12 protein-coding genes are annotated in these 15,346 nt (G+C 35.6%); 3 read left to right on the top strand and 9 right to left on the bottom strand.

All coding sequences use genetic code 11. The features are described 5' to 3' along the window. Positions 1–25: 25 nt before the first annotated feature. The 3 genes from cra to ilvI all read right to left on the bottom strand — a co-directional run bounded on the left by cra (position 26) and on the right by ilvI (position 3,341). Entirely contained in the window at positions 26–1,033 is a 1,008-nt protein-coding gene (cra, locus tag EAE93_RS04845; protein ID WP_036777478.1) for a catabolite repressor/activator, read from the bottom strand. Positions 1,034–1,119: 86 nt separating this feature from the next. After that, on the bottom strand, positions 1,120–1,611 hold the full coding sequence (gene ilvN, locus EAE93_RS04840; protein WP_181147808.1) for an acetolactate synthase small subunit: 492 nt from the start codon (positions 1,609–1,611) through the stop codon (positions 1,120–1,122). 2 nt (positions 1,612–1,613) lie between these two features. Then, entirely contained in the window at positions 1,614–3,341 is a 1,728-nt protein-coding gene (ilvI, locus tag EAE93_RS04835; protein WP_036777476.1) for an acetolactate synthase 3 large subunit, read from the bottom strand. Positions 3,342–4,090: 749 nt separating this feature from the next. Between ilvI and EAE93_RS04830 the strand changes: the two genes are divergently transcribed. The 3 genes from EAE93_RS04830 (at position 4,091) to EAE93_RS04820 (ending at position 6,496) form a co-directional block, all read left to right on the top strand. Beyond that, positions 4,091–4,285 carry a hypothetical protein gene (locus EAE93_RS04830; RefSeq protein ID WP_036810851.1) on the top strand — a complete coding sequence of 65 codons (195 nt, stop codon included), beginning with the start codon at positions 4,091–4,093 and terminating at the stop codon, positions 4,283–4,285. Between the two features lie 309 nt (positions 4,286–4,594). Beyond that, positions 4,595–5,860: a hypothetical protein gene (locus EAE93_RS04825; protein ID WP_052105813.1), complete on the top strand. Its 1,266-nt coding sequence runs from the start codon at positions 4,595–4,597 to the stop codon at positions 5,858–5,860. Positions 5,861–5,869: 9 nt separating this feature from the next. Next, on the top strand, positions 5,870–6,496 hold the full coding sequence (locus EAE93_RS04820; RefSeq protein WP_036777474.1) for a tetratricopeptide repeat protein: 627 nt from the start codon (positions 5,870–5,872) through the stop codon (positions 6,494–6,496). Between the two features lie 234 nt (positions 6,497–6,730). Here the strand turns inward: EAE93_RS04820 and EAE93_RS24345 are convergent, their stop codons facing one another. From EAE93_RS24345 to leuO, 6 genes are all read right to left on the bottom strand, one after another. Continuing rightward, positions 6,731–7,300: an MFS transporter gene (locus tag EAE93_RS24345; RefSeq protein ID WP_250150882.1), complete on the bottom strand. Its 570-nt coding sequence runs from the start codon at positions 7,298–7,300 to the stop codon at positions 6,731–6,733. A gap of 667 nt (positions 7,301–7,967) precedes the next feature. Beyond that, positions 7,968–8,639, bottom strand: coding sequence for a dTMP kinase (locus EAE93_RS04810; RefSeq protein ID WP_214039202.1), 672 nt, complete (start codon positions 8,637–8,639; stop codon positions 7,968–7,970). Positions 8,640–8,940: 301 nt separating this feature from the next. Then, positions 8,941–9,984: a nucleotidyltransferase domain-containing protein gene (locus EAE93_RS04805; RefSeq protein ID WP_214039201.1), complete on the bottom strand. Its 1,044-nt coding sequence runs from the start codon at positions 9,982–9,984 to the stop codon at positions 8,941–8,943. Between the two features lie 772 nt (positions 9,985–10,756). Further along, a complete protein-coding gene (locus EAE93_RS04800) occupies positions 10,757–11,323 on the bottom strand; it encodes an RBBP9/YdeN family alpha/beta hydrolase (protein ID WP_214039200.1) in 567 nt (188 codons plus the stop codon). 340 nt (positions 11,324–11,663) lie between these two features. Continuing rightward, a complete protein-coding gene (locus EAE93_RS04795; RefSeq protein WP_214039337.1) occupies positions 11,664–13,463 on the bottom strand; it encodes an AMP-dependent synthetase/ligase in 1,800 nt (599 codons plus the stop codon). Positions 13,464–13,699: 236 nt separating this feature from the next. After that, entirely contained in the window at positions 13,700–14,644 is a 945-nt protein-coding gene (gene leuO / locus EAE93_RS04790; protein WP_036777467.1) for a transcriptional regulator LeuO, read from the bottom strand. Positions 14,645–15,346 lie beyond the last annotated feature (702 nt).

The raw sequence follows: 15,346 nt of genomic DNA, 5'->3' as shown, positions 1-15,346 counted from the left end.
TCAGAAAATTAATGAGGGGTTTTTATCATATTTTTCGACTCAGGCTTCCTCGACGACATAAGTCGCGATGTATCCGTGTGATACCTGGCCCTGGCTTCTGCTTTTCATCCAGACTCGCTAACACCAGTTCCAATACCCGTTCAGCAATTTCACGATGACGCTGCGCTACAGAGAGCACTGGACATTCAAGGAAATCCAATAATTCATGATCACCAAAAGTCGCGATAACCAATTGATTTGGTAAACGGCCGCTGTGTTTAAGGGTAACATCCATGACCCCTTGCAACAGGGCAAAAGAGGTGGTGAACAACGCTTGCGGCATTGGATGAGTTTCTAACCATTTGGAGTACACTTCAGCAGCCGCATCACGCTCATAGCTGTTTGAGTAAAGATACATCACTTTACGAGGATCATCTTTCCATGCTTCACGGAACCCCTGTTCACGCAGGAAACTGACTGATAATTCAGGTAATGCGCCGAGATAAAGCACAGATTCAGCCGGAAATTGACGAAATTCTTGCGCCAACATCTTTGCATCTTCAAAATCATCACCCACTACGCTGATAAAGTGTTCATTTTCAAGCGCCCGATCGAGAGCAATAATAGGCAAAGAACGATTTGCCCAGCGTTGATAAAAAGGATGCTCCGGCGGTAATGCGGTAGAAACAATAATTGCATCCACCTGACGTTGCAACAGGTGTTCAACACAGCGCATTTCATTATCAGGTTGGTCTTCCGAACAGGCTATCAATAACTGATAGCCACGTTGACGAGCCTGACGTTCCAAATAATTAGCAATACGGGTATAGCTGGTATTTTCTAAATCTGGAATAACCAAACCAATAGAACGGGTACGTCCTGCACGGAGACCGGCTGCCACAGCATTAGGATGGTAATTATGTTCTCTAACCACTGCCATCACTTTTTCTACCGTTTTATCACTGACACGGTATTGCTTGGCTTTACCATTAATTACATAACTGGCCGTTGTGCGTGAAACACCTGCAAGGCGGGCGATTTCATCCAGTTTCACATTAACTCCTTATAGACCCCAGAAAGGCCCTACTTTATCGCAGAGCCTGATAAATGTATGCATATTGCCCCGCAGTTTGCGATTTTTCATCGCATAATTTTATCCCCGCGAGATACGCCGACAATACCTGAACGAGCAACTTCAACAATTTCAGCAACATCTCGAACAGCATCGAGAAATGCATCCAATTTATCGCTGGTTCCTACCAATTGCACAGTATATAAGGTCGAAGTCACATCAATGATCTGCCCACGGAAGATGTCAGTGCTGCGTTTGATCTCTTCACGTCCATATCCGCTGGCCTGTAATTTAACTAACATGATTTCACGCTCTACGTGAGAACCCGACGCCAATTCGCTGACTCGTAACACATCCACCAACTTGTGCAACTGTTTTTCAATCTGTTCAAGTACCCTTGCATCGCCTTTAGTCTGAATTGTCATTCGCGATAATGTCGGATCATCAGTTGGAGCGACAGTTAAACTTTCAATGTTGTAGCCACGTTGGGAAAACAGACCAACAACCCGGGACAAAGCCCCTGATTCGTTTTCAAGTAATACAGATAAAATCCGGCGCATAATCAGGTTCTCTCCGTTTTGCTTAACCACATCTCATCCATTGCTCCTCCACGGATCTGCATAGGATATACATGTTCAGTTTCATCCACTGTGACATCAACAAATACCAGCCGCTGATTTTCAGTCACCTCTTTCAGGGCCTCCGCTAATTTACTTTCCAATTCATCATAACGTTGGATAGAAATGCCAATATGACCATAAGCCTCAGCCAATTTGACAAAATCAGGCAAGGATTCCATATAAGATTGAGAGTGACGACCGGCATAAATCATGTCTTGCCACTGTCTTATCATCCCCAGGAAACGGTTATTCAAATTCAGAACCAGTATCGGCAGCCCATATTGCAACGCGGTAGACAGCTCCTGAATATTCATCTGAATACTGCCATCCCCGGTAACACAAACTACCGTCGCTTCCGGTTTCACCAGTTTAACGCCCAAAGCCGCCGGTAAACCAAATCCCATCGTTCCCAAACCACCGGAACTGATCCAACGCCTTGGTTTATCAAATGGGTAATGCAATGCAACAAACATCTGATGCTGCCCGACATCGGAAGTGACATAAGCTTCCCCCTTCGTCAGACGATAGAGAACTTCAATAGCAGCTTGTGGTTTAATTTTTTCACCACTGCGATCAAAACTGAGACATTTACGGCTGCGCCATTGCTGAATAGATAACCACCAATCTTTTAGCGCATCGGGATCTTGTGTGTCTTCCACTGTCTCCAGCAACGCCAGCATTTGCCCAAGCACCTGTTTAGCATCACCAACAATAGGTACATCTGCGGAAACCGTTTTCGAAATTGATGTCGGATCAATATCAATATGTAATACCGTTGCTCCCGGGCAATACTTTTCCAGATTATTGGTAGTACGATCATCAAAACGTACACCGACAGCAAAAATGACATCTGAATTATGGATTGCTTTGTTAGCTTCGAATGTACCATGCATACCGAGCATACCCAGACTTTGCGGATGAGTTGCAGGGAAACTGCCTAATCCCATCAGGGAGCTAACAACAGGGATATTGAATTTTTCTGCCAATACCAATAATTCTGCTGAACAATCTGCGTTAATCGCCCCCCCGCCTACATATATGACCGGTTTTTTCGCATTCAATAGTTTTCTTAATGCCCGCTTAATCTGCCCTTTGTGTCCTTGAATCGTTGGACTATAAGAACGCATACTGATCTGATCAGGATAAATATAAGGTAATTTTACTGCCGGATTTACCGTATCTTTCGGTAAATCAATCACTACAGGTCCCGGACGGCCACTGGAGGCTAGATAGAAGGCTTTTTTCAGTACCTTCGGAATATCCTCTGCTTTTTTCACTAAAAAACTATGTTTTACGATCGGACGGGATATCCCTACCATGTCACATTCCTGAAATGCATCATTGCCAATCAGGGAACTGGCGACTTGACCGGACAATACAACCATCGGAATTGAATCCATATAAGCTGTAGCAATACCGGTAATGGCATTGGTTGCTCCAGGACCGGAGGTGATCAATACCACACCAACCTTCCCGGTAGAACGGGCATAGCCATCAGCCATATGAACTGCCCCCTGCTCATGACGTACCAGGATATGCTCAATACCCCCAACCGTATGCAGGGCATCATAAATATCCAGTACTGCCCCTCCCGGATAACCGAATATATGCTCAACGCCCTGATCAATTAACGATCGGACGACCATTTCAGCTCCTGATAACATCTCCATAGGTTTTCCTCCAGGCTCTGTTTGCAAGTTAATAAATCGGAAGTGACTTCCACTTTTATTTTAGTAAGACGAATAGCCTCTCAGCGATATATTGATGCTGAGTTAATTAACATAACGCTAGAAACAGGCGTTAGCAATGTGAGTAAAGGCAGAATAGCAATTTTATGACAATTCCAAATGTCTCCGGTAAGCGTTATCTTACTATCAAGAAGCTAAAAATAAGTAGAATATGAGCGGCTATACCTAAAAAGAACGACAACATATAGGTATTATCCAGTATATATACGATAAAAAACTAAAAAGCAGTTTTCAAAATCGTTTAGGTCACCGAAGTATGAAGCTGATAAAGGAAATGCCGACAAACGCCTCAGATAATTTGACCGTCATTTCCTCGTTTTTGGATAGCCACTGAAAATAATTGATTAGGGTAAAATTCATTTACCTCATTTTAATTAGATAATATGATGGAAGCTATTATTTTTCCTGCCGTCCCAGCCTCAACTATTCAATATTTTCCCAGAGATTTTAATATATGATTTTTATACTCATATACGCAAATTAAATAATAAGTAAAAGATCATCTCCCAAGAAAATGATTTAAGGCTGACAATTAAATGGTAATTTAAATTAATCAGATTATTTGGCCGCAATACAATCAAACCATATCATTAAAATTATTTACAAAAGGCAATAATGAGTTATGATATAGATAGTTCAATTTTAACTTCTAATGTTTGATGGGGTCTGATTTGGCGCTTGTAGGATTAGATAAAACCCAGTGGTTACTTGCAACTAATAAATTGGGTTTAAAGGCTATGGATTTAAAGACTAAAAGTATCAAAAAAGATTTTTTCCGCCTGCCTTATGTAGGGCTGTCTGGAATACAGATAAACAACATTTCATTTCGTGCCAAGGAAACCAAGTTGTGTCCCTCAATTCAATAATCGTCCTAAGAAATATAAACGGATACAACCTAATTTATTCGACTATCATTCAGTTAGATAAAAATCATCTGACTGTTAATGGTGAACAAATGATGCTAGTTGCCAATATGAACATAAAGGTAGAAACAAAAACTAACCGACTGAGAATTATTGACTATGTGCTCAGCCCGTTAAAAACCAAAATCGAAGAAAGCCTTTAGGAATGATAATGACTTCTCAATTCATTTTTTAAAACAAAAAGAACCAATTTAGTGACACTTTATCTGAAAGATAAGAATTATTTTTAAATCAATGAGGAAGAAACCACATATGCCTGATGAAACGCTACAACAACCTAAACATAAAACAATAGGAATATTTGAAAACTATCAAGAAATTATGCCCGACGATAAACTTTCATACTTTGAAAACACGCCATCTATAACCTTGCATGTAGCCCCCCAAGGTGCTCCTATAGCAGGAGAAAATGGAATCAATATGGGTAAATCACTTACGGGTCATGTTTTCTATACCATCAGAAATAACAACCCCAAAACTGGTAATTTTGAGTCCATTACCGCAGGATTAAGTCCGGGGGAAGATTGGGGTACCGTTAAAGACAATTTGTCGTTTAATGACCATATACGCTACCCTACCGCCTCATCACTAACAATGGTATCCCAAAACCTTCAATTCTTGATGGACCTTGATATGGTTTTTCAGAAAACTATTGATTACCGGGATGGAAAAACGCAACCACCATCCTATAATTTATTAACAAATAACTGTATTGATTTTGTAAAAGACACGTTTCACAGAGAGGGAGGACATGCTGGTTACTCTGGCATTACTCTAAACTTAGAGAAGACTCCTAATCAAGTACTCAATCAAATTTTCCCAAACCCGAAAAAAGTTACGAAAACTTACATAACACCATTAGTAATTGATTTAAATGGCGATGGCGTTCAAACAGTAACCAGTGAATTAGGAGTAGTATTTGATTTTGACGGTCAAGGGCATAAAGTCAATACAGGTTGGATCGATGCAAATGATAGCTTATTAGTCTGGGATAAAAACAATGACGGATTAATCAATAATGGCACCGAATTGTTTGGGGAAAATTCCCAACTGTCATCTGGAGTAAAAGCACAACATGGTTTTATGGCTTTAGCTGATATAGACAGCAATCAGGACGGTATTATTGATAACCAAGATGTAACTTGGAACACATTAAAAATCTGGCAGGATAGGAATTTAGACGGACTCAGTACCCCAGATGAACTTAACAGTCTTGAAGAAACCGATATTAAATCTATTCAACTAAACTATCAGGAGAGCGATTATTTTGATCTACAAGGTAATTACCACGGACTGACATCTACCGTCAACTGGTCAAATGGATATCAGACAGAGATCACGGATGTCTGGTTTAAACAGGAGCCAATATCTATACACGAAGCTGAACTAAGTAACGAATTACATAATCTAATTAATGCGATGGCCTGCTTTGTCAGCCAGCAAACAGAAGAAATTAACAACACTATCTCTGTCGGGATAACACCAATTCAACTTCTTACCGTCAACCCGATAGGATAAACTAGTAGAATGAAATATATACTTTTGCTGATAATCGTATTATTTACCAATGCATGTGCAGAACCGACGAAAACAAATATTCCTAGAACTGTATTTGATGGAATTAAATATACAGGTATGGTTAAGGAACTTCCACTGAAAGTACCGAGAACAGTTGAAGAGTTTCGGGAACTGGAAAAACAAGCTCAGAATGGTAGCGTTGATGCCTATTTTTTATTAGGAAAACTTTATACTGACAATTCATTAAAGGAATCAGAAAGGGATTACCAAAAAGCCATCGAGTATTATAGCAAGGCATTAAAGTTAGATAAAAACCATGCGGAATCTTTATATAATCTCGGCATAATTTATAGTTTTGGTTATGGAGTACAAGAAGATCAAATAAAAGCCAATGATCTGCTTCAAAGAGCTGGAGATTCTGGAATAATAAATGGGTATCAGATAATAGGAGTGAATTATTTACATGGTTTAGGGAATAGCCCACAAGATTTAGAAAAGGCATTTCATTATATTAAAATAAATGCTGAAAAGGGCACCGTGGAAAAAGAAATATCTCAAGAAATAATAAATAATTGGGATGAATTTTTAATTCTAATGAGATATAAACCCATCCCATCAGTAGAAAAAAGCAACTAAAAATACACTTATAATCCCGCTCTGTATTCAGAGCGGGTTATTTTACAGTAGGCAAATGATATTTTGACAAATTATTTAAAACACACAAAATCTATCATAATTACATAAGACATGAAAAAACTGCCATATTAATTTATATAAGAAAATTCTTATTTACAACATTGAATTGTCTTTTAATACCTTTTCTAATACATCCTCCATTGGCTCTCAGTAAAACTATGTCATGACGTGGATTTACGATTTATTAAAGTGACCACAATTATGGTTAAAAAAATACCTATAAATGTTGTAAAAAAAACGATGCTTATGGGAAAAAAAATAAGATATTGTCGAACCTATCAAAGGGCCAATAAACATGGAAAAACCAACAGAAATTGACGTTAAGCCAAATATTTTAGCCGAGTTATCATTAGTTGCGAATTTCTGCATATGAATGGTAACAATAATATTATTCATAGACGATCCTACTCCTATTATTACCATTACTAAAAATATAAAAAATAAACTGATTTTATCAGGAAATAAATCGTTAAATTGATTTGTTATTCCTATTAAAAGATACCCCAATCCCCACAAAAAGAATGAAAACAACATAATATTTAAAGATATGTTAATTTTATACTTTCCAAATAATAAACCAATTAGAATACCTGAAACACCTGAAAGACACATAGCAAAACTATAATGGCTTCCATTTAATCCCTGCTTCATAAAGCTAAGAGCTATTAGGCTATCTGATAAATAGCCAAAACAAGTTAAAGTAGAAATAACAATAAATGAAGATAATATTCTATTATCTTTCATTATATTAAAGTAATTAATTAGTGATATCTTGTTTTTTTGCGGTCAACATTAATCAATGGTTCTGAAACAAAAATATATAAAACTGCTGAAATAAAATAAAGCACTGATATTAAAATAAGAATTTGTTTTACTGAGTAATAGATAAGAATAAAACCTAAAAATAACGGGGCTAACATTTTGTATATTTGAAATAAAACCTGCCAATAACTAAAGTTTTTTTCAAATTGCTTGGTTGATATGTTTTTTAATATTAAAAAATTAGAAGGTCCTAAAAATAAACGAAGGATATTTTTAATAAAAGAATAAAGAATAAAGAATAAAGAATAAAGAATATATATTAATATCATCAATGTTGTATTGAAAAGCAGTAATAACATCACAAAGTAACGAAATGATAACAATGTACTTTTTCGGTTTTATATGTTCATCGACAAATGACGAAACATAGGGCGTTAGAAATAGTAACGATGCAGCATATGAAATTGTATATAAAGATGAGTATATCGCTCCACCGTTCCAGTGATATGTGATTAGCGTGAATGATATTATCATCTCCAAATACAAGGTAAAAGAATTTCCTGAGGAAGCTAATATTAATTTTCTAAATTCTTTATCCATTATTTTCCTCCAGATAAAATAACCTCAATAAATATAGATCTTGCAATAATTACATTTTTTTCAGTATTTCCACTTGAATAATATCCACTATTAATTTAATTACTGCATCTTTAGTTAAGGTGTCAGTATCAATAATTTCCCAAGTGTCATCATAAAACGTCTGGTATTGATTAAGAACATGTTTTTGATATTCTATAAAATCATAGTTTTCATTTATCTCTAATTTTCCAGACTCACTAGGTTTTAATATTCTTTTCCTTTTTTCAGCAATATTTGGAGGAACATCAAGATATATAACCATGTCTGGTTTTGTGTTTATAGATAGAACTGATTTACTTAATTCTGCTAATTCCGTGGATTTAAGTAAGAATCTTGCTAAATATTTATAATACCAACTATCACATATAATAATTTTACCTTGCAATAAACAAGGTTGAATAATTAAACTATCTAAAACAGAAAACCATGATGCTATCAATAGAATCCAATGCCGGTCACCAAGTTCACCCAATGGAGCTGAAATGTCATAATCCCAAAGGATATCTCGTATTTTTCCCATGTGATACATACTATATCCAGATGGTAGTAAAGGATAATTCTTATCTAAAAAAACAATATTATTATAATCTAGAGATAAAATATCATAAATCTCGCGTGAAATTGTTGATTTACCTGCACCATCATTTCCTTCAAAAGCTATAAATAACCCGCGTTTAATCATTTCTTTTTTCCCCGTAGTACGCTTCAGTATCAAGTGAATTTCTACCACTACCGATAATAAATGGTTTGTTTTTAGCTAGCGTAAAAACCTTATCCCATAGATAATGATCTTGGTAAATATTTTCTATGTTTAATGTGGGTTAAGTTTCCTAGAATGTTTCCTTTATTTCTCTTTAACTCACGTAGTTCAGTACCATATAAGGCTAATTCTGGATCTAAGCCATATCCATTTACTAAATTACCTATATAATAAGTAAGTTTATTTATATTTAAATAATCAACTAATTCATTACAAATATGTATTATCTTGTTAACGCCCCTAGTCTTTCGAATTCCGATATATAAAAACTAGCTTTTGTATTAGTTATTCCAAGTTTTTCCAACTCTGAAACAACTTCAAACTCTGTTTTTCCATTGTCTATTACTAACCAAACCCTATATGCATCTGAATTGATCTCACATAATGCTTTTTTTGCGAAAAGTATTAATTTCCCATCTTTACACAAGACTCTATACCATAAATTTTTTATTATTGGTTTATTATTTTCATCTGATAATGAAATATCGGATGTATTAGCTATTCTTCTTTTTGTAAAAGATACATTGTAACTAAAAATATCTTTTCCTTGACAATAGTCTAAAGTTAATTGCCACATTTTTGCAACTGAATTTATGTAATCAATTGTTGCAATATCATTGATTACATTAAATTTTGAACAAATCATCAAGTATATAGATGTTATTGGATGATCTTTTCCAAACACCTTCATTGCATTTTGATAGCGCCACTTTATTAAAGTGGATGTGTTTTCACTTGAAGCCAGGATATAATCCATTGCTGAATTAACTGTTCGTTCAAAGTTGAATGCTGCTGATATTAGGTCATTATTTAAAATATTTCCAATCCCATCGGAAAAACACTTTTCTCCAAAGTTTTTTGCTTTGGTCTTAAGTATTTCACATAATTTAGCTTTATTTATTCCTCCTTTTAATGTGTCAAAATTATTTGATTTTATAATCGATTCCCCTGTTAATATCCTATGAGATAAATGTAATTTATACCAATCGGAGTTTAAGCTTCCATTGTTGATTATCTTCATGATTTCTTTTATCTCTTTTAAAGAGATTATCGTCACTTCTAACATTCCGATATCGGATGGTATAAATATCTCTTCGCATTCTTTTTCTAGTTCTTCTTCCAATATAACATAGACATCATAATCAGATTTTGGCGTTGCAAACCCTTCAATGACTGAGCCTGACAAGTAGCAAGTATACAGATCAGTATCATTAAATTTTTTATTTATTATTTCTGTTATTTTCCTTTTTACGTTAATTATGTCCATGCTTTACCTTTTATCTTATAAATGAAAGAACAAATAAAGGAATAAAGGTTATGTATACCTTTATTCCTTTTTCTATTAATTAGGGGATGAACTCATTAAACCATTATCATAATTTAATGTTTCATCATCAGTTAGCGGTCTAAATGCTTGTGCTGTTATCACATTCACTTTTATTCCCCTCCGGGATGTTTGTTTTGACAAGTTACACTGGATTAAAATTTAATTCAGTTTTGTAATATTAACAGTTTTTATTATTTCAACTATATAATAGTTAATTATTTGTGGGTACTATCACAACTAAAAATGTAACCCATTGAAAAAATTGTACATTATTTGTTACTTTTTGTGATAAAAATTGTACCGAGCTTGGTATGCTTTTCAATAGGCTGATTTTACGTAATTATTTGAATTTATTGTCATTATTCTTTCGGTCATGCATTCAATGCGGTGATCATCATGTAAAATTCCGTCATTTATTAAAAAATTTTTGATGGCCAAAGTTGACGTGAAGTGCCCATTTTGTCAGCAGACCTCACCCTTCATCAAACGATAGAGAACTTCGATAGCAGCTTATGGTTTAATTTTTTCACCACTGCGATTAAAAATGCAGAATATATATTTTGGCACTAACCATTCCACTTCATTTATTTAAATTAAGTTTTAATTTACACTATCCTGAATTTATTATTAGTCATAATCCATATTAATTAAAATAGCCAAGTTATGAATATAAGTAAACTTGGCATATTTACAGAACAACAAAGACATTTATTTATAACATTGAATTGTCTTTTAATACCTTCTCTAAGTTAGGAAAAACAGTAAAACCGTCGCGATCTAAAAAATGCCCGCCACCAGGGAAGCCATATAATTCAGCCCGGAGCTGCTGACTTAAATTTAATGTAAACTGTGGAGGTACAATTTCATCATTAAGCGATAATATTACTATTCGTTGGTTTATTCTGTGTATAAGGGGATGAAAATCCAAGTTCTCCTCAGTAAATATACTTAATTCGGGTAAAGTCGATAATTTTTCATAAAATCCTGCAATTAATACAATCCCGCCAATATTTACATTATCAGGTAAAGATGAAATATAACGGAGTGCGGCAATACAACCCAAGCTATGCCCAATAAAAAGCGTTTTTTCATTAGGATTAGGTACACTCTCCTGCAACTTTTCTTGCCATAAATGAGGTGAAGGAGCGTGAGATTCAGGCATTTCCGGCACTATTACCCGAACATTTGACCTTTCATATTGACTTTTAAGCCAAGGAAACCAATGATGATCAGGAGTCGCCATAAGGCCATGAACAATAACTATATTATCAAAATTCATCAATTCACCTCATTATACAAAATATGTCTTATTTACTATACATGCACACCGCACAAGTACAAAATACTATTATTTCATTTTTATAACCATCTTTTTCATCATGACGTTTAAAGTCAGATAATTATACCTTGCCCTAACCTATTAAATAACAAGTGCTCTATTCCAAGCATAGAATGATACCCGTGAATATAATTTATTTATAATTTTTAAAATTAAACTACAGCTTATTCATCTAATATTGAAATTTTAAAAACCGGATACTCCTGAGATAAATTGAAAGTAGAATACTTACCTTAAATTTCCCTTGAATAGCCGGTCTCGCTCTATAAAGCTCCAGAAATTAATCTCGATACATGGATTCAATTTCGTTATGGTAACGCTGCATAATAATTTTCCTTCGCAATTTTAGCGTTGGCGTTAATTCTCCTGTTTCCATTGAAAATGGATTTGGCAATAATGTGAAACGCTTTACCTGATCGAAGTGAGCGAAGTTTTTCTGCATCTCTTTCAAGCGTTGCTCAAACATATTGATAATTTGACTATGACGCAGCAATTCAACTCGATCATGATATTTGAGGTTAATTGATCTTGCATACTCTTCCAATGCTTCATAACAAGGCACGATAAGAGCCGATACAAATTTACGAGCATCAGCAATAACAGCAATATGTTCAATAAAACGATCTTGCCCCAAAACGCTTTCAATCATTTGAGGGGCAATATATTTACCATTTGATGTTTTCATCAAATCTTTCAGACGTTCAGTAATGAACAAATGACCATTTTCATCCAATTTACCAGCGTCACCGGTACGCAACCAACCGTCTTGAGTAAATGCTTTGGCGGTTTCTTGCTGATTATTGAAATAGCCTTTCATCACAATTGGGCCACGCACTTGTATCTCATCTTCTTCACCGATACGGACGTCAATGCCAGGCAATGGTTTGCCAATAGAACCAAGTACATAACCTTGCTCTTCCCAACAAGAAACTGTGGCGCAAGTCTCTGTCATGCCATAGCCATATTTGATATTTATCCCAACAGCGAGAAAGAACAGGATAATCGTTTCGTCCAGACGTGCGCCAGCAACAGGTAAAAACCGAACTCTGCCCCCCAATACATTACGCAATTTACTCAATACCAATTTATCAGCCAGTCGATGCATTGCTGTCGACCAAGGGCAGCTTTTTTTACCTTGCAACTTACGTAAAAACTGACGCTCACCACATTTAATCGCCCAATTAAAGAGTTTTCTTCGATGCCAAGGAGCCTGAGAAACCTTTTCAAAAACCGCACTATAAATTTTTTCATAAAATCTCGGCACTGCGCACATCACGGTCGGGCGAATATCGGCCATAGCTTGACGAACAAAGTTAGTGTCGGTCAGATAAACATTTTGCGCCCCTACATGCATGACATAAAAACTCCATGCGCGTTCAAAGACATGGGATAACGGCAGAAAACTCAAAGAAACATCCTGATCAGTTAACGCCAGGACATGATCATGTGAATACAACTGATAGGCTAAATTACGGTAATCAAGCATGACGCCTTTAGGCTCGCCAGTTGTACCAGACGTATAAATAAGCGTAAAAAGATCATCCAGATTGTGGTTAGCGATACGGGTTTCCAACTCCGACTGATGTTGTAATTTATCATCAGCCATGAAATCAGATAAATGTTGAGCTAATGAACAATCCCGCAAATCGACTGATTCATCTAAGACAATAATGTGACTTAACTGAGGACAACGTTCTGTCAAAGTAATAGCAACATCGTACTGCGCCTGCCCACCGACAAACAGGATACGCACACTAGCATCATTCAGTATGAAACTCGCTTGTTCTTGACTACTAGTCGCATACAGCGGAACAGTAACCGCCCGAAGTTGTAATACAGCAATATCTGTCAATGACCACGCCATGCTGTTATGTGCAAAGAGACCAATTTTTTCTTGCACATCAACACCAATCTCCAACAACGCCCGGCTAATAGCATTGGTCTTTTTGCCAATATCATTCCAATTTAGTTCGAGTTGTTCAGCCGGAGACCATTGGCGAAAAGCAATTTTCTCTGGGTGTCGTTTGATTTGTTGTTGCAATCGGTTTATCAAGTGATAAGGATGTAAATTTTTAGTTATCACAATTTTTTTCCTGTTCGAAAATTTTTTTTCTTATCGGAGAAAAAACAGTAATTTTATTCTCTGATAATACCTTTTCGCATCACTTATTCGCTTTTCAGCTTACAGGTGTTAGCTATTTCCTCGCAGTCTACCGATTCCTGAACAACAGGAAAAGCCTATTTATCAAAAGTTGAAAAATTTGTGATAAAATAAAAAAACTCACCACCCTTATACAGTAGTGAGTTTCAAATTAATTATCTGTTACTAAGTTGACTCAACAACGACTTCATCCACTGATGCCCTTTATCTTTCGTTGTAGATTCGTGCCAAATCAAATAACACGGACGACTTACTTGATCCCACGGTAATGAAACCGCCCTTATTGCTAATTGTTCGCTATAGTGCTCAACCAGCCATTTTGGCGCAATTGCAACCAAATAAGTTTGAGAGACAATGTGCAACACACTATTCAAGTCGGTACCCTGATAAACAACCGAACGCAGACGTTCACCTCCATCATAATAGGGAACGCTGAATGAACATATATTATCCAATGATACAACTGCATGATGTTCCTCATACAATTGCTGCTCACTAATACTATTTTCAATTCTTGGATGATGATTAGAAACAGCCAAAACCAACTCATCATTGAATAACGGGTAATGATGAAAATCCATGCGTTCTAGCTGCGTATAGCTAATGACAAACTCAGTTTCCTGGTATCTGAGCTGATGCTCAATATTATCATGTAAATATGATCTAATCGTCACACCCAGATTAGGTGTATTTTGTTTTACCTGTTCAACTATTTTTGCAGCCAGCCTAATATCCAAAGGGCTACAAATTGAAAGACTAAAAACCCTATCACTATTATCAGGTTCAAAACCAACCCCAGGTAACTCATTATATACCAGTTGTAATGCCTGACGGACTGGACCAAATAATTGATGGGCCCTTGCCGTCGGTTGTATTCCACGCCCATAGCGTACAAATAATTCGTCATTGAACATTAGCTTCAAACGAGAAACCGCATTACTGACCGCCGGTTGTGACATTCCTAATATCTGTGCCGCACGTGTCACATTCTGCATTTGCATAACTGCATCAAAAACAGTCAGCAGATTGAGATCCACATTACGCAAATGAATTTCATTTGGATCTTTTTTGGTTGCAGTTACTGAGGTGTATTCAGCCATTGTTTAACTCCACTAAACTCATGCAGATGATCCCGGCTAATAACAAAACATCGGAAATACCTTCATTTATTACTCAGATATTACGATGACTATAACTATTAACGAGATCAATTGTCTTAATCATTTCGATAACAAATAATTAAGACTCGTCCTTGTACAAATCTGAATACGCATAGCTAACCAGCGCATCCCCCTATTAGTGTTAAAAATATATAATTTCAATTAGTAGACAATGTAATGCTCATTATTTATTTACAAAAAAGTACAATTATGTTAACAATTTATTCACCCTGCTATTCTGTATATGATGATAAATCAAAGAATGACACAATTCATAATAAAATTACTGACTTATTATTATTAAACAATTTTATCAGAGTTATTATGTTATAGAATTATTTTTTCAAAGATATATAACATAACTTCCTATTTGTATCTATTTTTCCAATGACAAATGATGTTTTTCAGAAAAATACAAATCCACTTCCAGCTCACTAAACGGAAAATACTTAATTTTAATTAATCAGTATAATGCACTATTTTTATATAAATCTTAGCTCATCACGAAAGTCAAACCCAAACAAAAAAGGATAAAATAAAATCTTTTTAAATATAAACAGATCAACACTTCAATTTACCGCCATAAGAAAAGTAAAACCAAGAATCATATGCCTAAATGAATTCTTGACATCACTTTTAAGA

Origin of the sequence: Photorhabdus akhurstii (assembly GCF_018448925.1) — a bacterium.
GTDB classification, from domain to species: Bacteria; Pseudomonadota; Gammaproteobacteria; order Enterobacterales; family Enterobacteriaceae; genus Photorhabdus; species Photorhabdus akhurstii.
This window is presented reverse-complemented; position numbering and strand designations above follow the sequence as displayed.